Raw genomic sequence first — 19,113 nt, forward strand, 5'->3', positions numbered from 1 at the left:
GAGAATGGAAGAAAAAGGAACGATACACATACATCTGTTGACAGAGCTGACTGGAAATCTTTATTCAGAAGAATCCGAATGGGAAGAAGATTGGTCGGAGAGTGATGAATATGGAATGCCGTTAGATGGAACAGAACTTGCCGATTATGAAGAAGTCATCAGAGAAGAACTGAAACGCTATGGGGAAGATGATCTCATGCAGTATTTTGATGGAAGTGAGTCCATTCAGGGAAAGATACAAAGTGCAGTTGTTACGATAGAAAACAAAGACGGAATCCTGTACGGATGTACCAAACTGGAATTAAATGAACTTTTAAGTCAGGAAGAACTACAGGAATTCACTGAATACATTACAGGACAGTACAGTGACGGTTGGGGTGAAGGATTTGAGCAGAGGGATATCAAGGTAGATGGAGGAACGCTGAATGTGCATTTTTGGCATCCTGATATAGAACAGCCGAAAATGTATGAGAAGAAAACAGAGCAGATTCCGACAAAGCCTGAGAAACAACGTCCCAAGTTACAGCTCCTTGGACATAATGGGAATATTTTTTCCATTATGGGCGATGCCTCAACTCTTTTGAAAAAGAATAAACAGACAGCAGAAGCAAAAGAAATGTGTAAAAGGGTATTGGAAAGTGGGGACTATTACAAAGCACTTTTGATTATCAGTGAATATGTGGAAACCGAGTTGAGTCCACCACCAAAAGAAAATAAAAAGACAAAGAAGAAAAATCAGCCGGAACGCTGAGAAAAGAAAGGATGATGCCTATGACAAATGACCTGAGTTTGGAAGAACTTATGAAAGAGGGAATATACCCAGAGGAATATGCCGAAGGGGAAAACTGGAGAATATTACATGGAGATACATTAAAACTGGTCAAAGCATTCCAGCCGGGAATCTTTGATGCAGTCATTACCGATCCACCGTATGCGTCCGGTGGAACAAAGCAGAATGAAAGAAATCGTACTACAAACCAGAAATACAGCAGTATGAGTGCTGCGAATGCACTTCCGGATTTCGATGGAGATAATAAAGACCAGAGATCTTGGACACACTGGATGGCTGAGTGGCTTTATGATGTGCGGAAAGCCTGTAAGAAAGGTGCTCCGATCTGCCTGTTCATTGACTGGCGTCAGTATCCATCGATTACCGATGCATTGCAGTGGGCAGGATGGATCTGGAGAGGAACAGCGGTGTGGGATAAGGGAAACTCCCGTCCACAGAAAGGCCGTTTCCGCCAGCAGGCTGAATACATTGTGTGGGGCAGTAACGGACCGATGCCGATCAACCGTCCGGTATCTTGTCTGCCGGGTGTTTTCCGATATGGAAATCCGCAGAACCGGATTCATGTGACAGAGAAACCATTGCAGCTTATGAAAGATGTCATTCAGATTTGCGAACCGGGAGGTCTGATCCTGGACCCGTTTGCCGGAGCAGGAACGACTGTCCTTGCAGCGGTTATGACAGGTTATCGTGCAGTGGGAATTGAGGTAACAGATGCCTACTACAAACTGGGAAGTGACAGAGTGAGAATTGCATTAGAAGCAGAGCAGAAAGAGGATGAAAAGTAGCCGGGATGTCCAATTGGACATCTTGTTTTTTATAGAGAAAATGCATGGCATCCAACTGGATGCAGGAAGGAGATGGAGCGTATGGAACAGGCGCTGGCTTATGTGTGCTGTTCAGCAGAAGAAAGCCGGGTAAAAGTGCAGAAATATTGCAGAAAAATCTATGAACTTGGGTATGTACCAATCTGTCCGAGATTTGTATTCTCACCATTCTTGGAAGAGTCCGATGCAGAAGATATGCAGGGATATGGAAGAATGTCACATATCCTTTTGCGGAGATGCCGGATGGTCGTTGTATGCGGAAAAGAAGTGACAGGAACGATGAACACAGAAATCAGTATGGCAGACAGACTCCATATCATTTGTACGACACTTGATGGACTGGTACAGATCAAAGAATCGAAATAAATCAGAGGCGGGTATGCCGGGTGATACAGAGACTGGCGGTACTCGTTTTGCAAGCATAGCGTTTGGATATCCAAACGCACTTTGGGGAGAACCCCAATCCCCCAGACACAGACGGAAATGGAAAGGAAGGATCAAGTCATGTTAAGAAACGGAGTAATGATTGTAATCGCATTGATGAGCGGAGGATTTATAGGAGTGGTAGTAACCTGTTGCATGGTTGCAGCGAAAAAATCCGATGAGGATCTTGGCGGTATGATGAAAGAGGAAGAGAAAAAAGAAGGGACGGTGATGCAATGCGAAAACGAAACCATGTGATCCCTGTACGGCTTAACGCAAGGGAAGTCAGGGAACTGAATGAGCAGGTCGAAAGAAGCGGTCTGAGCCGGGAAGAGTTTATGCGTTCGTTGATTTTGGGAGCACAGGTGCATGCAAAGCCCTGTGAGCATCACCCCGAATTGCTCCGAAAGATTGCAGGCTTATGCAACAATGCCAATCAGCTCGCTCATGTTGCCAATGCTTCTGGAATGGCAAGTGAGCAGAGCATTCAGGAAATGCTGCGTCTTACCAAAGAAACATGGCATCTGGTAAAGGAAGAGTGGTAATGCCGGATGGCTTATACAAGTGTTATCCCCGTCCACCGCCTGGACCGTTCTATCGAATATGTGAAAGACAAAGAAAAAACCACACAGAAAGCAGACTCTCTGGAGGCTGCCATCGATTATGCCATGAACCGGACCAAAACGGAACAGGAGGTTTTTGAAGATACCATCGGATGTACCAATGAAAATGCGTATGAAGATATGGTGGCAACGAAAAGGAGATTCCATAAGATGGGCGGTGTAGAAGGATATCATCTGGTACAGAGTTTTGCAGAAGGTGAGGTGACACCGGAACTGGCACATCTCATCGGGCAGGAATTGGCAGACCGGCTCTTAAAAGGACAGTTTGAAGCCGTCATAACAACACATCTTAATACCAGACATTATCATAATCATATTGTCTGGAATTCTGTAAGCATGGTGGACGGACATAAGTACCATAGTAATGCCAAGAGTTATTATACGGAAATTCGCAAGATTTCCGATGACCTGTGCAGAAAATATGGTCTGTCTATCATTGAATCCAATCAGAAAAAATCAATCCCTTATGTACAGTGGAAAGCAGAACAGGAAGGAAAGCCGACATGGAGAACGGCGATTCGTTTGGATATCAGGGAATCGGTACAGGAAAGCTACTCCTGGTCACAATTTCTAAAAGAGATGGAAAAGCGGGGATATACATGGAAACTGAACCGGAAATACATTTCTTTAAAAGCTCCGGGGATGGAACGGTATATCCGTCTGCGTTCTCTTGGAAAAAACTATTCCGAAGAGGAAATACGTGGGCAGATCTTGCAGCCAAAAGTAAAACGCATCTATCAAAAGACGGTGCAGATTCCTCCAAAGAGGAAAATGACCGGGATACAGGCATTATATTATTCCTATCTATATCAGATGGGAGTATTGCCAAAAAGACCAAAACGGAGTCCATACGCTGTCAGAGAGGATATCCGGAAACTGGACCGCAGGATTGAACAGATTGAATTTCTAATGAAACATGACATTACAACCAGAGAGCAGCTTGCCGCATACCGAGAACCATTGCAAAAGCAGATTGCGGAACTTATGAAAGAACGCAGAGGATTGTATCGGAATGGGGGCAGCAAGACAGGAGAAGAACGATTGTCCGAAGTCAATGAGGAACTGAAGCGACTCCGCAAGGAAGTCCGTATGACCGTTCAGATTGAAAAGCATTCATTGGAAATCGAAGCGAGACTTCAGGAAGCAGAAGAACAGAGCCAGAATGAAAAACGTGTGGAAGATAAAGAAAGAATGCAGAAGAGTCAGGAGGTGAGATAAGTATGAATTATGGAGCAGAACCGGCTGATCAGGTGGTGCGGTACAGTTTGGAAGGAATGGAATACTCTTTGAAGATTACCGGAAATGTGGCAAAGCATGTGGCAATCTTTATTGCAGCCGCCTTGAAAGATCAGAAAAAGACAAGAGGGAAAACAAGACTTACCAGAATGTTAAAGGAACAGCGCCCGATGAAATTTTTTACTGTTCCGGGTGACCGCTTAAAAGAATTTGCGAAAGAAGCCAAAGCGAGAGGTATCTTATATGTTGTCATCAAAGATAAGGTGAATCCGGATCAGACAGAGGTCATGGTATTTGCAGATGATGCAGCGAAGATGAACCGGGTATTAGACCGCATGAACCTGGATTTTGTAAAAGCAGAATCAGGCTCTATGGTTACAGAAGCAGTGGAAAAAGAGAATGCACCGGAAAAGGCAGAGAACCAGATGGAAAAAGAAACCGGGGAGAATGTACGGACAGAGACCGTTGTCCTGCCGGAAGGCAAGATAGAATTTGAACTGGATGATGCGGAAGAAATGTTCCAGATCGGGGATGAGGCTTTCCCGGAGGGAAATTTTACACATGCGCAGGAGGGGAAAGCAAAGAATCCGTCCGAACCTTTCTCGCGCAACAAAAATATTTCTTCCGGTCGGGAAACTAGCTGGGAAGAAAAGAATGAAAAACCATCTGTGCGGAAAGAACTCGGAGATATCCGCAAGGAGCAGGAAGAGAAACGTAAACGGCCGGACAGACGGAAAAATGCCAGAGAGAGCAGGAAGAAACGTAAGAATATGAAAACGAAAGGAAGGTAATGTATATGGATTTAACAGATATGATTTCAGGTGGAACGGAAGAACAGCAGATTCCTGAACAGAAATTGACCAAGGAAGAATATGCAGCCAAGAAGCAGCAGGAAAGAGAAGAGGTATGGGCTGAAGTAGATTCACAGGCACAGGGAGTTTTTCAGGATGGAGAAAAACTGAAAGGTTTTCTGGACTTTATGGCAGAGTGTAATACACAGAGAACACCGAATCTGCTTTTGATCTACGGACAGCATCCAGATTTTAAGGTGGTAAGGTCTTATGAACGCTGGAGAGAAGAACATCGTTCAGTAAAAGCAGGGGAGCATGGCATTACTTATATGATTTCCACTGAATACGAAAAAGACGGTGAAATGCGGAGAGGGTATACGATCGGAAAAGGATTTGACATCAGTCAGATGTCAGGAAAGCCATTGGAAGAACGCCCTCAGCGAAGTCTGACAGAACTGATAGGAACTGTCTTAAAAGACCAGTCGGTACGTGTGCAGATTGAGGATGATCTGCCAGACAAAGTGCAGGCCCAGTACAATCCGAGATACCGTACCATTTATATCCGCAACGGAATGAGTGAAGTAACGACATTCCATGCACTGAACAGAGAACTGGCGTGTGCAGCGATGGATCAGCATACCGGAACCTACAGCCGACAGAAAGTCAGCGCACAGGCATATTGTGCGGCCTATGTGATTGCAAAACGTTATGGTGTGGATGTTACCGGATTCAATCTGGAGTATATTGCACAGAGGAATGAATGCGGAAAGAAAGATCCGCAGGAACTGAGAGACTTTTTAAATGATGTCCGTCAGGCTTCCTACAGTATACGAAACCATATCGAACGCAATTTTGGTGCAAAGGAACAGGAGTATATAACCGATGAGTTCGCAATCGGAGACCCTGTAAAAATACCGGAAACCAAGGATGAAAAACCATCTGAAAAAGCATCCGGAAAAGAGAAAAAAGCAAAGAGCCAGCAGGAACGATAAAAGTGAAAAAGTTGGACGGTTGGAGTAGCTATTACGGAGGTCTTGTGATATGGTTGGTGTAACAAAAAAAGGAGGTCAGCCAGATGACAAAATACTATTTGAAGATGGATAACATTATGAAAAATATGTTCGTGGTGGCACTGAATGATGAGCTGCAGGCACAGAGTGAGCAGGATGAATGTTTGGAAGAAACGAAAGCTCTTCTGAAAAAAGTAAGTGAATACGACCTCGCCCAGAAACGGCTGCAGATTACAGCCGGGGAACAAAGGCAGATCCGTAAGGCACTGAACAGGCTTAGAAGTAAATATCTTGCAGCCGGAAGATATAGTGATGGAATAGATAAAATCATTATTCAGGTTGCAAAACTGAATACCACCAGACACATGTTCTGGTAGAGAAAGGAGTGGTTGATTGGTCATTTATTCAAGAGAAAAAGTGGCAAGACTTAGAGAACAGTATCCGGCAGGAACAAGAATCTGTCTGAATTCGATGGACGGAGAAGCGGGTATGCCGCAGGGACTGGAAGGAACTGTGCAGTATGTGGATGATGCAGGCCAGCTCGGTGTTAAGTGGGACAACGGCAGAAGTCTCTCACTGATACCGGGAGTGGATTCCTTTCATAAGAAAGAAGGACAGGGACATCCAGAAGAAAAGCCACGCAAGAAAAGAGAATCTGACTTGCAGAGATAAGTACAAAAAAGCAGGACTGGGTTCTGTATCTTGTCTTTCTGCCATTTGTCTGGTGGGCGGCAGCGATTACCGCTTGTGCCATTACACCAGATAAGAATTTTATTCAAATCTTAGAAACGCTGAGCGAAAAACTCGAACAGCCGTTTTTTATCACGTATACACCGTATACGTTCAAATGTATTCTGATATTCACAGCAGCCTATTTCTTAGGCATTGGTATTTATGAATCCCAAAAAAGAAATTATAGAAGAGGCGTGGAACATGGTTCCGCAAAATGGGGCAACGTGTCCGAAATCTGCAGACGTTACTGTGAAAAGCAGTACACGAATAATCTGCTTCTGACACAGCATTTCCGCATGGGACTGGATGGATATAAGCATAAACGAAATTTAAATGTGCTGGTAGTCGGAGGTTCCGGGGCAGGAAAGAGCCGGACCTATGCGATTCCGAACATCATGCAGTGCAACTGCTCGATGGTGATCACAGATCCGAAAGCGGAACTTCTGCGCAAAACAGGAGGTGTTCTGGAACGGAATGGATATGAAGTCCGGGTTTTTGATTTGATCAATCCGGAGACTTCCTGGTGTTATAACCCGTTTGCGTATGTCCGGGATGATAAGGATGTACTGAAGCTGATTAATAACCTGATCCGCAATACAACACCGAAGGGAGCGCAGAGCTCAGACCCGTTTTGGGAGAAGTCTGAGACTGCACTTTTACAGGCACTTATGCTGTATTTGTTGCATGAAGCTCCACCAGAAGAACAGAACTTCCCGATGATCATGGAAATGCTTGGAAGCGCACAGGTCAAAGAAGATGATGAGGATTACCAGTCACCATTGGACATTTTGTTTGAAAGACTGGAAATGCGAGACCCAGAGAGTATTGCGGTCAAGCAGTATGCCATTTATAAGCAGGCGGCCGGCAAGACTGCGAAATCTATTTTGATTTCTGTTGGTGTCCGTCTGGCAGCGTTCAATCTGAAACAGATTGCCAATCTGACCTGTACAGACGAGCTGGACTTATACAGCATCGGGGAGAAAAAAGTGGCACTGTTTTGCTGTATTCCAGATGCGGACACCAGTATGAATTATCTGGTCGGCATGATTTACAGCAATCTGTTTCAGACACTGTATTATGTAGCAGACCGGAAGTACGGAGGAAGGCTTCCAATTCCGGTACACTGCATTATGGATGAATGGCCAAACGTAGCCTTGCCGGATGATTTTGACAAGATTCTGGCAACCATGCGTTCCAGAGGGATTTCCTGCAGTATCATCATCCAGAATATCGCACAGATGAAAGCCTTATTTAAAGACTCGTATGAGAGTCTGATCGGCAACTGCGATGAATTTTTATATCTGGGTGGAAATGAAAAAGAAGGACATAAGTATGTCTCGGAATTATTGGGAAAAGAAACATTGGATACCAATACCTACGGACAGACAAAAGGGCGTAGCGGCAGCTATTCGGTGAATTATCAGCAGACTGGAAGGGAACTTTTAACACCGGATGAAATACGGCTTTTAGATAACCGCAAAGCGATTTTGTTTATTCGTGGGGAGCGTCCGATCATGGACGATAAATATGATTTAAAAAAGCATGTGAATTTCAGATACACAGAGGACGGTGGTGCATCGCCTTATGATTATGCGAAAACACCACTGGCTCACGACGACCTAAAGATTGACATTAACAGATTAGACGACTACGAACTGCTGTCTACCGAAGACATCCTTGGTGAATAGCAGTTTTTTGATGGATTGGAGTGATGTGTATTGAAGAAATTTCTCACAGGAGAAAAGAATAGAACAAAAAAGAATACAACTGAAAAAATGACAACCCCGATGCCGATGGGGAGAAAACAGAAAAAGTGGATGAGCCTTTACATGGCACTGGTACTGACCGTAACGGTTGGAGCAACGACCGCATTCGCAGCCGGTGATCCGTTGTCCGTTATCAATAACCTGTCTACTTTTATTTTTTCCCTGATTCGTGCAATCGGTTTGATTTTGCTTGGATTTGGTGTTGTGCAGGTTGGTCTGTCTTTAAAAAGCCATGATCCAAGCCAGAGGGCAAATGGATTTCTGACACTGGCCGGAGGAGTAATTATTACGTTCGCCAAAGAAATCCTGGATCTGATTATGGCGTAAGCCTCTTTGAAAAAGTATATCAGGAAACAGCAGGAGTGCCGGAAGGTACTCCTGCATTCAAAAGTATGTTCAGGGAGGTGAAAGTTTTTGAGCGATAACTGGATTGCACAGAATCTGAACTCTGCGTTGTCTACATGGAGTGAAAAGATGGCAGAACTGTGGACACTGCTTACTGAAAATCCGGCAACTTTTAAAGGCGGCGGCATCTGGCGGATTATGACCAATATCAATGATGCACTGACAGCTATTGCCTATGGATTACTGGTGTTGTTTTTTGCAGCCGGAATCATTAAAACGTGTGGCAGTTTTACAGATCTGAAAAAGCCGGAACATGTGCTAAAAGCATTTATCCGGTTTGCACTTGCTCAGGGAGCAATCACGTATGGAATGGAACTTATGCAGGCACTGTTTTCCATTGTGCAAGGAATCGTGACAACCGTAATGAGTGGCTCCAGTATGGCAGGAAGCGTGACGGAACTGCCAACGGAGATTGTAGATAAGATCGAGAGTGTGGGAATGCTGGAATCCATTCCATTGTGGATTGTCACACTGCTTGGCAGTCTGCTGATCACCGTATTGTCATTTGTGATGATCCTGACAGTGTATGGCAGAATGTTCAAAATCTATATGTATACGGCAATCGCCCCGATTCCGATTTCCTCGTTTGCAGGAGAACCCACGCAGTCTATTGGAAAGAACTTTATCCGTTCTTATATAGGCGTGTGTCTGGAAGGGGCAATTATTGCACTGGCGTGTATTATCTTTTCTGCTTATGCGGCAAGTCCACCGGCAGTGGGAGATACGGAGCTGAGTGCAGTTACAATCGTGTGGAACTATGTAGGAGAACTGGTATTCAATTTATTGGTACTTGTTGGAGCAATTAAGGCATCTGACCGTATTGTCAGAGAAATGATGGGACTTGGAGGTTAAAAAATATGGATACAAAGAAAACATTAAGATATAACTGGGAATTCGGACGTGAGACAGTAGCGATACGAGTGAGCTCTTATCGGAACAATGGGAATTTATATGTAGGACTCTGCCATAAGGAAGGGAGAGACTGGGAAGATTTTGGAGATGTAACCATTAATCTGCTCTATCAGTTCTTAGAGCCAAATGAGGCTTTTATAACAGGAGATTTTACCAAGGATATGCTTCATTTTATCAAGGAACATAAACTTGGAAAAGTGTTGAATGAAACAGGAAGATCAGGATATGCAACCTATCAGAAGGTAGCGTTTGACCTTGCAAGACTTGCGGAATTTGATCCGGAAGGCGTTGCGGAACACTGTAGATTTGCCGGGATAGAAGTACCGAAAGAAAAACCACAGAAAACGAAGAAACAAAACAGGGGAGAGGAACGATAATTTATGGAAGTAAAGATGAACAAAGAAATCAGGGACTATCAAGAATCCATGTTTATGGGACTGGACCTGAGACAATGTGTGTGTTCTGTTCTTGCGATTCTTACAGCAATCGGAATTTACTTTGGAATGCGTGATATTACCGGACAGGAAATAACCGGATGGCTGTGTGTGCTTGGTGCTGCTCCATTTGCTGCCTGTGGCTTTTTCAAATATCATGGTATGACAGCCGAACAGTTTTTATGGGCAGTGATCAAATCCGAATTGCTGTATCCGAAGAAACTGGTGTTTCAGTCGGAAGATATCTACTACTCCTGCATGCAGGAGACCATCTCGCTGGGAGAAAAGAATCAAAAGGATGGAGCGGAAATCATAAAAGAGCGGGAGCAAAAAGCAGAAGCAAAACAGAGAAAGAAACGCAAGGGAAGGAGTGATGCCTTTGATTAAAACCTTAAGTCAGGCACTTCGGATGGATAAGGAACGCTTCAAAGTTCCGAAATCCGTCCAACAGGCAATTCCCATCCAGCGAATCTGGCCGGATGGAATTTTTCAACAGGGAACGAAATTCTCAAAAACATATCGTTTTACAGATATCAACTATTATATTGCGAGTAAGGACAATAAGACAGAAATGTTTCTGGATTATTCTGAACTCTTAAATTCACTGGATTCCGGCATTTCTGCCCAAATTACCATCAATAATCGGAGAATCAATAAAGAAGAATTCGAAAAGTCTATTCTGCTTCCAATGAAGGAAGATGGACTGGACCACTATCGGGAAGAATACAACGAAATGCTCCTGTCTAAGATTACAGGAACAAACAACAGCATCTATCAGGAACGGTATCTGACCGTCAGTGTACATAAAAGATCGATTGATGATGCAAGAACCTATTTTGCACGTATCGGAACAGACATCGTAACACATCTGGCAAAGTTATCGTCCACAGCAGAAGGACTGGACGCAGAGAGCCGGCTCCAGATTTTCAGGGATTTCTTCAAGGGAGATGTCCCACAGGCATTTCCGTTTGATCTGAAACAATTTGCCAAGAAGGGAACAAGTTTCAAGGACTGGATGTGTCCGGATTCTATGGAATTTGAACGTGACCATTTTAAAATCGGTGACAGATACGGAAGAGTCCTGTATATGCAGGATTATGCAAGTTATGTCAAAGATGACATGATTTCAGAATTGTGTGACTTTAGCCGGAATCTGATGTTGTCGATTGACATCCTGCCAGTCCCTACGGATGAAGCGGTAAGGGAAATCCAGAACCGACTGCTTGGTGTGGAAACTAACGTGACCAACTGGCAGAGAAGGCAGAACGCTAATAATAACTTCTCGGCAATCGTACCATACGATATGGAACTTCAGAGAAAAGAAACCAAGGAAATGCTCGATGATCTGACAACCAGAGACCAGCGTATGATGTTCGGGATTTTGACAATGGTACATCTGGCAGACAGCAAAAAGCAACTGGATTCCGATACGGAACTGATTCTGTCAATCGCAAGAAAGCATCTGTGTCAGATGGCAACATTAAAGTGGCAGCAAGTGGACGGACTCAATACAGTGCTTCCTTACGGACTGCGAAAGATCAATGCCCTGCGTACATTGACAACGGAATCAACGGCTGTTTTAATCCCGTTCCATACACAGGAAATCCTGCAGCCGGGAGGTATCTATTATGGGCAGAATGCAGTCAGCAAGAACCTTCTGGTAGCCGACCGGAAGAAACTGATGAATGGAAACAGTTTCCGGTTGGGCGTCAGTGGATCAGGAAAGAGCTTTTCGGCAAAAGAAGAGATTGTGCATCTGGCATTGAGTACCGATGACGATATCCTGATTCTTGATCCGGAGTCCGAATTTACAAAATTAGTAGAGGCTCTGGGCGGACAGGTTGTAAAAGTATCTGCGACATCAGACAATCATCTGAATGCAATGGATATGGACGCAGCCTACGGCAATGAAAAGAATCCACTGATTGAAAAATCGGAGTTTATCCTGTCTGTGTTCGAGCAGTTGGTTGGAGCAGGAAATCTGTCGGCAAAAGAAAAGTCGATTCTGGACCGCTGTGCTGCAGATGTGTACCGGGATTATATCCGAAGTGGTTATACCGGAGAAGTTCCGACATTGAAAGATATGTACCGACAGTTGATGTTACAGCCGGAAGAAGAGGCAAGGGGACTTGCACTGTCATCCGAACTTTTTATCAATGGAAGCCTGAACACCTTTGCACAGCCGACCAATGTGAATAAGAAGAACAGGATCATGGATTATGATATCCGGGAACTGGGGGAACAGCTTATGCCACTGGGAATGCTGGTTACCTTAGACAGTATTTTCAACAGGGTAATTCAGAACTGGAAAGAAGGAAAAACGACATGGATATTTGCCGATGAGTTCTATCTGTTATTCCGCTATGAATACAGTGCAAATTTCTTCTACCGACTGTACAAGAGAATCAGAAAATACAATGGATTCGTGACAGGTTTAACCCAAAATGTTGAGGAACTTCTGAAATCGGACACTGCAAGACTGATGTTGGCAAACAGTGAGTTTTTGATTCTTTTGAATCAGGCAAGTACAGACAGGGAAGAATTGGCAGCTCTTTTGAATATTTCCGAAAACCAACTGTCCTATATTACAAATGTATCGGTTGGCAGTGGCCTAATCCGTTGCTCTGGGAATATCGTACCATTTGAGAATACGTTCCCAAAGAATACAGACCTTTATAAACTAATGACAACAAAACCGGGAGAATCATAATGAAGAAAAAAGAAGAAGTAACGATAACTTTTTATGCTGCAGAGTGCGGTGAGTTCCATGATTTAGGAGAATATACAAAATGCAGAACGCTGGAAGAGGCATATAAAAAGTACCAGAAATATTGTAGAACATCTGCCAATATGTGTCCGGCTATTGAGTTTTCTATTCATGATCCAGAATCAATTTATTCAGACATGGAATATCCATTACCGTTGTCATCAAAAGACAGGGGAGACTTGGAACTTGTGCCATATTACAACGAACATCCACTGGTAAATGAGGCAATCAGACAGGTGGAGCAGTTGCAGAAACAGCAGGAAAAAAAGAAACATCGGGATGTTGCCCGATGAGATAAGAGATACGGAAAGAGGGTGACCGGATGAAAGATATCAAGGAACGGGTAAGGGATAAGAATCCGAAGATTCGAAATCCGGCTGCCCGACTTCCGAAAGAACTGGTTCGCTCAGCGGTTCTGGAAGCAAAAGAAAAGCCAAGGGAACTACATGAAAAAAGCAGTGGGCAGTCAGAATCCCCAACACAGTATGGAACTGAAAAAATAGAATCCGTACAGTACAGAGCGGCGAGTGTGGCAGGAAAAAGTATAGGGAAAACCACATATCAAGGTGGAAAAAAACTTGCTGGAGTGACCTACAGGAAGATAAAGGAAAGAAAAAGCAGACAGGAAGAAGCGAAAGCTGCCGAAGAAGCAATGGAGCAGGGGGCAGAAAGCGGAAAGAAATTAATCAAGTTGAAACCGGAGCAGGCAGCACTTGCCAAGGAGAATGGTAAACGGCAGGTGAAAGCAGCACCGAGAGTGGTAAAAGTATCCGGTCTGTCTCAAGAAAAAATAAAGACACAGGCATCCATGCAGAAACAGCAGATGGAAAAAAGTCTTCAGGCGATGCAGAAAGCAAGAGCAGCCCAGATGGCAAGAAAGTCAGCACAGGCATCGGCAGAAAGTGGAAAAGCAGTCCTTCAGGTAACTGGAAAGGGTTCAAAGTTATCCGTACAGGGAATTACAGCAGCGATTCAAAAAGGGGTAGTAGCTCTTGAAAAAATGGGAAAATGGATTGCTGCCGGAGGTAGTGCATTTCTTCTGGTATTTATTCTGATTGTGGGAATCATTGCAGGAGCAGCTTTCAGCAGTAATTCGGAAAGCTCCGAATCCCTAAGTGAAGAAGTGCTTGCGTATACTTCTGTGATACAGCAGTATGCATCCCAATACGGCATTCCGGAATATGTGTCTGCGATACAGGCCATCATGATGCAGGAATCTGGAGGCAGGGGAACAGACCCGATGCAGTGTTCGGAAAGTCCATATAATACAAGATTCCCACACACTCCTGGTTCTATTACTGATCCGGATTATTCGATAGAGGTTGGAGTACAGACCTTTGCAGACTGTATCAGACAGGCAGGATGCAGCAGTCCACAGGATCTGGACAAGCTGAAACTTGCATGGCAGGGATATAACTATGGAAATGGCTACATAGGATGGGCATTGCAAAGAGGCGGTTATACAGAAGCCAATGCATTGCAGTTTTCACAGGAACAGGCAGCTTCGCATGGATGGAGCAGTTACGGAGATCCCCAATACGTTCCCCATGTGATGCGGTATTATTCCGGTGGCAGCCTGTTTGCTGGTTTGTTTGGTAATCAGCAGATTGTGTCGGTTGCAATGGGGCAGCTTGGAAACAGTGGCGGTCAGAAGTTCTGGAGCTGGTACGGATTTGACAGTCGGGTAGAATGGTGTGCCTGTTTTGTAAGCTGGTGTGCGGATCAGAGCGGTCTGATTGCAAGTGGGAATGTTCCTAAATTCTCATTGTGCAGTGATGGAGTGTCCTGGTTTCAGGGAAAGAATAAGTGGCAGAGTGGCGGAACAACTCCGACAGCTGGAATGATCATCTTTTTTGACTGGGATCATGATGGAACATCGGATCATGTAGGAATAGTAGAAAAGTGTGAAGGTGGAAGAGTTTACACGATTGAGGGAAATTCCAGTGATCAGGTACGGCAGAGAAATTATGCAGTAGATTACAGTTCTATAATGGGATATGGGGTGATAAATTGATGGTTTCTTTCATAATTTGTTAAGGATTTTATAAGGGAGTTAATGAATTCTTTGGAAAATAGTCACAAAATAGGCACAGTTGATTGATAAATTGTTATTGTAACTTTTAGTGATAGACATATAAAGAGTTAGAAATCTTTATAATTGACTTGAATTAGGAGGTAGTGAATATGAGTGATCAGAATGTAAAAGCAGCACAAAAATATTTAAATGCGATGTTTGGTGGACATAAGGATTGGGTAAAACTGGATGAAGATGGAAAGACCGGAACAGCCGTGATGCAGGGAATCATTCGTGCATTTCAGATTCAGAATGGAATCTCAACGATTACAGGAACGGTTGGACCACTTACTATTAATACCATGAAGAAGTTAGCCATTATTACAAAAATGGATCCGAATGATACTCCGCAGGTTAATGTATGCTTGATTCAGTGTGCTCTGTTTTGCAAAGGATATGCTGCTGGAGGAATTACTGGAATTTATTATACATCAGGAGTAAATGCAGTTAAAAAGATGCAGGAAAATGCAGGACTGGAAGTTACGGGCAAAATTGATTGGAAAGTTTGGTCTGGATTGTTATCCCTAAACTGGTTTACAAAGGTTTCTGGTGGGGATTCCAATATTGTTCTTATTCAACAGCAATTAAATAGTGACTGGTCAGATGTTATTGGTGTTGGACCTTGTGATGGAATTGCCTCAAGACAGACAATTTTGTCTTTAGTTGGTGCATTGCAGGCGGCTGAAGGAGTTACAACTGAATTAATTACAGATTTGAATTCAGTTAATTTTGGCGATGCAACAACAAATGCGTTTCCGGGTACATTACAGAACGGACAGAACTCGACGAAATATGTTCCATTTAATAAGATTGCTCAATACGGACTATATTTTAACGGATATAATCCGGGAAGATTCGATGGCGTGTTTGATTCGACTACAGAGTCAAAGGTGTCAGAATTTCAGGAGTTTTATGGTCTGACAGGAATTGGACTTGTAACAAAAGGAAAAGTAAATGTTTCTACTATGAAATCATTGCTTACGAGTAAAGGCGATACAAACAGGGCAGCAAAAGCGTGTGACTGTGCAACAGTATTAAATAAACAACAGGCATTAGATATAAAAAATGCAGGGTATACTCATGTAGGACGTTATCTGACAGGTTCTGTTGGAAAAGAACATACACCGAAATATTTGACATCAACAGAAGTGAAAAACATTGAAAATGCAGGATTATCGGTATTCCCGATATATCAGGATGGAGGATATGAATTAAACTATTTTAAGGATCCGTCCCAGGGAAGTGTTGATGCACAGACAGCAATTTTAGCAGCCGAGAGAATCGGTATACCAAGTGGAACGACTATATACTTTGCAGTGGATTTTGATTGTTATTCATATCAGATTGATACATTTATTATACCTTATTTTGAACAGATTCACATGATCTTTTTCAGTTCGACAAATGATAAAAATTATAAAGTCGGCATTTATGCACCAAGATATGTATGTACTAAAGTTTATGAAGCAGGATTGGCAAGTAAATCATTTGTGGCAGATATGTCAACTGGATTTAGCTGTAATTTGGGATATTCGATGCCGAAGAACTGGGCATTTGATCAATTTTGTGAGTTGAACTCATTTTCTTCATCACCTTCGTTCCCACTGGATAAAGATGCATATTCAGGGAGAGATACTGGATTTAAAAAGTTCGATGCCGTATCGACAAAAACAGATGAGGAAATAGCGCAAGAAAATCTTCGGGCAAAGGTAAAAATAGCACGAAATCAATATGTCTATAATGTAATGGAGCCGCTTGGTTATCTGAATAAAATTATGGATGTGGGTGTGGAGTATGATAAGGAAATTTCACTGGGAACAATGATGAGTCCTCAAGGAGCAATTGATATTTCTACTAAAATATCCACATCGCTTGAAAGTTCAACTGGTAAAATTTATAATATAAAAGTGGATATAGGAAATGATGGAGAATTGACACAAACTTGCAAAAATCAAATTATGGAGATTTCATCAAATTTATCAGATACAGGTATAGAGGGAGCAGATAACTTTGGAAATACGATAGAAAAAATTGCTTTATCGGTTAAATCTGGTAATATTGCTTTTGAAATAAATAATGTTTTTGCCAATAGTGTAGAGTTTTCCATTGTATTTAGTACATCAGATTTGCTGCCAGAAGAGGAAAAAGAGTGGACAATATCGGTTGCTTTGATTTTTACAATGACATTAAATTCTAATAGTGGTCTTGAATTTAATGTTGTAGAATTCACAAAAGAGCATAGTAATATACTGGCAGGAGCCGTAATATTAGTTCTTGCGGGTGCATTAGTTGTAAATGCAATTCCGTCAATTATTGCTTTATTTTCAGCTGGAGCAGGTACTGTTTTTGGTTTGTTGATTCAAGCGCTGTAAATTGTAAAAGAATAAAAGAGACAATGGCCAGAGGTTCGATTTTATAAAGAGGACCTCTGGCAAAAGGGGGATTAAGAAGAATGCATATTAAATCAATTGTGTCAGATGAGGATAGGGAAGAATTAGAAAGAATGCTTTCGCTTGGGTTTATAATTCCTAATCAATTATTTAAAACAAGACAGAAAAGTAGAATGATTATCTATATTTTTACACCTGTAGAATTTTTACTGTCGATTAATTGTTATCTGTCGGAAAGTTATTTGATGTTTGGAATAGGGATTGGAACTTGTGTGGCTTGTGTGGCTTGGATTATTTGGTATCAAATGATTGGTAAAAATTTTGAAAAAAATGTTCATGAATTTGTCTGGGGTAGATCAGGATATGAAACGGTGGATATCGATGAAAACGCAATTAAAATAGATGAAGATCAAATTTATGAATTTAAAAATATTGATAGAATGTTCTTATATAAAAACTTCTTTTTTTTCATAACAAATGAAAAGAAAATATTTATATTTAAAACGACAGATATGGAGTCGGATGAACTTATAAAAATTATTAAAACAACAGGGATTTTATTTGAAAAAAAAGAAAAACCATTTAATATTTATAAGTATTGTAAAAAAGGAAAAAGTTTTTAAAAATAAGCAGAGGATGGTGGATTTATCATCCTTTTAGAGAAGAGCATGTATTTTAAAGGGAATCTGGTTTTGCAGGTTCCCTTTTTGCCATCAAAAACGTTGATGGTTTATCAAATGACGCTAAAAATAAAAAGAATAATGCAGGGGGTGACATTATTAGTTATCGCTGTAATATTTGGATAAAATATAAATAAAACATAAAAAATATAAATAAATTATAAAATGGCGACAGTTTTTTCTTGTTCAAGTGTTTATTATATAGAGGACAAAATAAGACAGCAAAGGAAGTGGTGCTGTTGCATCGGAAAAATGACACAAAATTAGTGATGTCCATTCGGGAAAAGAATTGAAGGGGATTCTTTTCCCCGTTTGTCGTGTTACGAAAGACTGAGGGTATGCTTTCTGTCCCGGTGATCAGCATTATAGTCTGTATCAGGATATTGCTGCCAGACAGAAGAGGTGTGCGGTCTACGATTGTATTATTCTTACTGTTTATCAATGTGTTTATTTTCTATCTGCACGATGAGGTTCAGAAAAGTTATATTGAAACAGCAAAACAGGAAGAGATGAAAATTCAGATGAGCCAGTATGCAAAAGAACTGGAGATGATGATGAAATCACAGGACAGGCTGAATAAGATACATCATGATTACAAGCACCATCTTACAACAATAGGGGCAATGGCAAAAACGGGAGGAAATGAAGAGATTCTATCGTATCTGAAACAAATGGAGAATATAGCCGGAACAGCCTTATGTCATCATTTATATACAGAAAACCGTAATATGAATAATCTGCTGAATTATATTTTGGAAGATTCGAAATCAGTAATTGAAAATCCGGAGATTTCTGTAGAAATACCGAATCATATAGGGGAAGAATTATTTGATATAAGTATAATAGTGGGAAATCTTATGGATAATGCTATTCGTGGGACAGCAGCTTCAGATGAAAGGAGATTATCGTTTCAGATGTATTATGGAAAAGGAATCATGAATATCTAGATTGAGAATAGCATAAAAGATACACCAAAAGTGCGGAATGGAATTTATCTGACAACGAAAAGCAGGAAAGAAGGACATGGAATAGGATTACAAAATGTGAAACTCGTAGTAGAAAAATATCATGGTCAGATGGAGATCTGCCATACGGAGAAATCCTTTCAAGTGAAAATATTATTATATATGAAATTAGATGAAAAATAGTAAGGCGATGGTGTCTTACTATTTTTTTCGACCGATTTCGTCTATTTTTGCCACCTCAAGGGGCATTTTTACCATTTATGAAAATTTTGTGATTTTTTAGATTATAGT

At 41.9% G+C, this 19,113-nt stretch carries 22 protein-coding genes; all 22 read left to right on the forward strand.

Annotation, left to right across the window (positions count from 1 at the left end):
- The first annotated feature begins 4 nt into the window (after positions 1 to 4).
- The 22 genes from ACYQ5K_RS08950 (at position 5) to ACYQ5K_RS09055 (ending at position 19,005) form a co-directional block, all read left to right on the forward strand.
- Positions 5 to 751 carry a hypothetical protein gene (locus tag ACYQ5K_RS08950; RefSeq protein WP_128125101.1) on the forward strand — a complete coding sequence of 249 codons (747 nt, stop codon included), beginning with the start codon at positions 5 to 7 and terminating at the stop codon, positions 749 to 751.
- Between the two features lie 20 nt (positions 752 to 771).
- The gene (locus ACYQ5K_RS08955) at positions 772 to 1,575 is read left to right on the forward strand and encodes a DNA-methyltransferase (protein WP_446821219.1); all 804 of its coding nucleotides are present in this window, start codon (positions 772 to 774) and stop codon (positions 1,573 to 1,575) included.
- A gap of 81 nt (positions 1,576 to 1,656) precedes the next feature.
- Complete coding sequence (locus ACYQ5K_RS08960; RefSeq protein ID WP_015513330.1) at positions 1,657 to 1,980, forward strand: DUF7768 domain-containing protein; 324 nt, start codon at positions 1,657 to 1,659, stop codon at positions 1,978 to 1,980.
- A 138-nt stretch (positions 1,981 to 2,118) separates the two neighbouring features.
- Positions 2,119 to 2,295, forward strand: a complete 177-nt coding sequence (locus tag ACYQ5K_RS08965; protein WP_118463598.1) for a DUF3789 domain-containing protein — start codon at positions 2,119 to 2,121, stop codon at positions 2,293 to 2,295.
- On the forward strand, positions 2,274 to 2,582 hold the full coding sequence (locus ACYQ5K_RS08970; RefSeq protein ID WP_015513332.1) for a plasmid mobilization protein: 309 nt from the start codon (positions 2,274 to 2,276) through the stop codon (positions 2,580 to 2,582). The genes ACYQ5K_RS08965 and ACYQ5K_RS08970 overlap by 22 nt, the downstream gene beginning before the upstream one ends.
- Before the next feature lie 6 nt (positions 2,583 to 2,588).
- Positions 2,589 to 3,878, forward strand: a complete 1,290-nt coding sequence (locus ACYQ5K_RS08975) for a relaxase/mobilization nuclease domain-containing protein (protein WP_459777466.1) — start codon at positions 2,589 to 2,591, stop codon at positions 3,876 to 3,878.
- 2 nt (positions 3,879 to 3,880) lie between these two features.
- Positions 3,881 to 4,687 carry a PcfB family protein gene (locus ACYQ5K_RS08980; RefSeq protein WP_004614511.1) on the forward strand — a complete coding sequence of 269 codons (807 nt, stop codon included), beginning with the start codon at positions 3,881 to 3,883 and terminating at the stop codon, positions 4,685 to 4,687.
- 5 nt (positions 4,688 to 4,692) lie between these two features.
- Positions 4,693 to 5,679 carry an ArdC family protein gene (locus ACYQ5K_RS08985; protein WP_227408323.1) on the forward strand — a complete coding sequence of 329 codons (987 nt, stop codon included), beginning with the start codon at positions 4,693 to 4,695 and terminating at the stop codon, positions 5,677 to 5,679.
- Positions 5,680 to 5,762: 83 nt separating this feature from the next.
- Positions 5,763 to 6,074: a hypothetical protein gene (locus tag ACYQ5K_RS08990; protein WP_227408324.1), complete on the forward strand. Its 312-nt coding sequence runs from the start codon at positions 5,763 to 5,765 to the stop codon at positions 6,072 to 6,074.
- 40 nt (positions 6,075 to 6,114) lie between these two features.
- Positions 6,115 to 6,369 (forward strand): DUF4314 domain-containing protein, encoded by a 255-nt coding sequence (locus tag ACYQ5K_RS08995; protein ID WP_080543130.1) that lies wholly within the window; start codon positions 6,115 to 6,117, stop codon positions 6,367 to 6,369.
- Between the two features lie 23 nt (positions 6,370 to 6,392).
- Positions 6,393 to 8,117: a VirD4-like conjugal transfer protein, CD1115 family gene (locus ACYQ5K_RS09000; protein ID WP_154301185.1), complete on the forward strand. Its 1,725-nt coding sequence runs from the start codon at positions 6,393 to 6,395 to the stop codon at positions 8,115 to 8,117.
- Between the two features lie 87 nt (positions 8,118 to 8,204).
- Positions 8,205 to 8,522 (forward strand): hypothetical protein, encoded by a 318-nt coding sequence (locus ACYQ5K_RS09005; protein WP_006426976.1) that lies wholly within the window; start codon positions 8,205 to 8,207, stop codon positions 8,520 to 8,522.
- 87 nt (positions 8,523 to 8,609) lie between these two features.
- Positions 8,610 to 9,452, forward strand: a complete 843-nt coding sequence (locus tag ACYQ5K_RS09010; RefSeq protein WP_459777467.1) for a hotdog family protein — start codon at positions 8,610 to 8,612, stop codon at positions 9,450 to 9,452.
- A 5-nt stretch (positions 9,453 to 9,457) separates the two neighbouring features.
- Positions 9,458 to 9,889 (forward strand): DUF4313 domain-containing protein, encoded by a 432-nt coding sequence (locus tag ACYQ5K_RS09015; RefSeq protein WP_459777468.1) that lies wholly within the window; start codon positions 9,458 to 9,460, stop codon positions 9,887 to 9,889.
- A gap of 3 nt (positions 9,890 to 9,892) precedes the next feature.
- Entirely contained in the window at positions 9,893 to 10,333 is a 441-nt protein-coding gene (locus ACYQ5K_RS09020; RefSeq protein WP_023923453.1) for a PrgI family protein, read from the forward strand.
- A complete protein-coding gene (locus ACYQ5K_RS09025) occupies positions 10,326 to 12,656 on the forward strand; it encodes a VirB4-like conjugal transfer ATPase, CD1110 family (protein WP_199669452.1) in 2,331 nt (776 codons plus the stop codon). Before ACYQ5K_RS09020 ends, ACYQ5K_RS09025 begins: the two co-directional genes overlap by 8 nt.
- Complete coding sequence (locus ACYQ5K_RS09030) at positions 12,656 to 13,006, forward strand: hypothetical protein (RefSeq protein ID WP_006426970.1); 351 nt, start codon at positions 12,656 to 12,658, stop codon at positions 13,004 to 13,006. The genes ACYQ5K_RS09025 and ACYQ5K_RS09030 overlap by 1 nt, the downstream gene beginning before the upstream one ends.
- 29 nt (positions 13,007 to 13,035) lie before the next feature.
- The gene (locus tag ACYQ5K_RS09035; RefSeq protein ID WP_006426969.1) at positions 13,036 to 14,727 is read left to right on the forward strand and encodes a lysozyme family protein; all 1,692 of its coding nucleotides are present in this window, start codon (positions 13,036 to 13,038) and stop codon (positions 14,725 to 14,727) included.
- A 170-nt stretch (positions 14,728 to 14,897) separates the two neighbouring features.
- Complete coding sequence (locus tag ACYQ5K_RS09040; RefSeq protein ID WP_007884642.1) at positions 14,898 to 17,159, forward strand: glycoside hydrolase domain-containing protein; 2,262 nt, start codon at positions 14,898 to 14,900, stop codon at positions 17,157 to 17,159.
- 80 nt (positions 17,160 to 17,239) lie between these two features.
- Positions 17,240 to 17,800, forward strand: coding sequence for a hypothetical protein (locus ACYQ5K_RS09045; protein ID WP_006426967.1), 561 nt, complete (start codon positions 17,240 to 17,242; stop codon positions 17,798 to 17,800).
- Between the two features lie 461 nt (positions 17,801 to 18,261).
- Complete coding sequence (locus ACYQ5K_RS09050) at positions 18,262 to 18,804, forward strand: hypothetical protein (protein ID WP_459777469.1); 543 nt, start codon at positions 18,262 to 18,264, stop codon at positions 18,802 to 18,804.
- 12 nt (positions 18,805 to 18,816) lie between these two features.
- The gene (locus ACYQ5K_RS09055) at positions 18,817 to 19,005 is read left to right on the forward strand and encodes a GHKL domain-containing protein (RefSeq protein ID WP_446821487.1); all 189 of its coding nucleotides are present in this window, start codon (positions 18,817 to 18,819) and stop codon (positions 19,003 to 19,005) included.
- Positions 19,006 to 19,113 lie beyond the last annotated feature (108 nt).

This window comes from Allocoprococcus similis, assembly GCF_054660775.1.

Coding starts and splice junctions, on each gene's coding strand:
- ACYQ5K_RS08950 (WP_128125101.1), top strand. CDS start 5: ATGGAAGAAAAAGGAACGATACACATACATCTGTTGACAGAGCTGACT.
- ACYQ5K_RS08955 (WP_446821219.1), top strand. CDS start 772: ATGACAAATGACCTGAGTTTGGAAGAACTTATGAAAGAGGGAATATAC.
- ACYQ5K_RS08960 (WP_015513330.1), top strand. CDS start 1,657: ATGGAACAGGCGCTGGCTTATGTGTGCTGTTCAGCAGAAGAAAGCCGG.
- ACYQ5K_RS08965 (WP_118463598.1), top strand. CDS start 2,119: ATGTTAAGAAACGGAGTAATGATTGTAATCGCATTGATGAGCGGAGGA.
- ACYQ5K_RS08970 (WP_015513332.1), top strand. CDS start 2,274: ATGCGAAAACGAAACCATGTGATCCCTGTACGGCTTAACGCAAGGGAA.
- ACYQ5K_RS08975 (WP_459777466.1), top strand. CDS start 2,589: ATGGCTTATACAAGTGTTATCCCCGTCCACCGCCTGGACCGTTCTATC.
- ACYQ5K_RS08980 (WP_004614511.1), top strand. CDS start 3,881: ATGAATTATGGAGCAGAACCGGCTGATCAGGTGGTGCGGTACAGTTTG.
- ACYQ5K_RS08985 (WP_227408323.1), top strand. CDS start 4,693: ATGGATTTAACAGATATGATTTCAGGTGGAACGGAAGAACAGCAGATT.
- ACYQ5K_RS08990 (WP_227408324.1), top strand. CDS start 5,763: ATGACAAAATACTATTTGAAGATGGATAACATTATGAAAAATATGTTC.
- ACYQ5K_RS09005 (WP_006426976.1), top strand. CDS start 8,205: ATGACAACCCCGATGCCGATGGGGAGAAAACAGAAAAAGTGGATGAGC.
- ACYQ5K_RS09015 (WP_459777468.1), top strand. CDS start 9,458: ATGGATACAAAGAAAACATTAAGATATAACTGGGAATTCGGACGTGAG.
- ACYQ5K_RS09020 (WP_023923453.1), top strand. CDS start 9,893: ATGGAAGTAAAGATGAACAAAGAAATCAGGGACTATCAAGAATCCATG.
- ACYQ5K_RS09030 (WP_006426970.1), top strand. CDS start 12,656: ATGAAGAAAAAAGAAGAAGTAACGATAACTTTTTATGCTGCAGAGTGC.
- ACYQ5K_RS09035 (WP_006426969.1), top strand. CDS start 13,036: ATGAAAGATATCAAGGAACGGGTAAGGGATAAGAATCCGAAGATTCGA.
- ACYQ5K_RS09040 (WP_007884642.1), top strand. CDS start 14,898: ATGAGTGATCAGAATGTAAAAGCAGCACAAAAATATTTAAATGCGATG.
- ACYQ5K_RS09045 (WP_006426967.1), top strand. CDS start 17,240: ATGCATATTAAATCAATTGTGTCAGATGAGGATAGGGAAGAATTAGAA.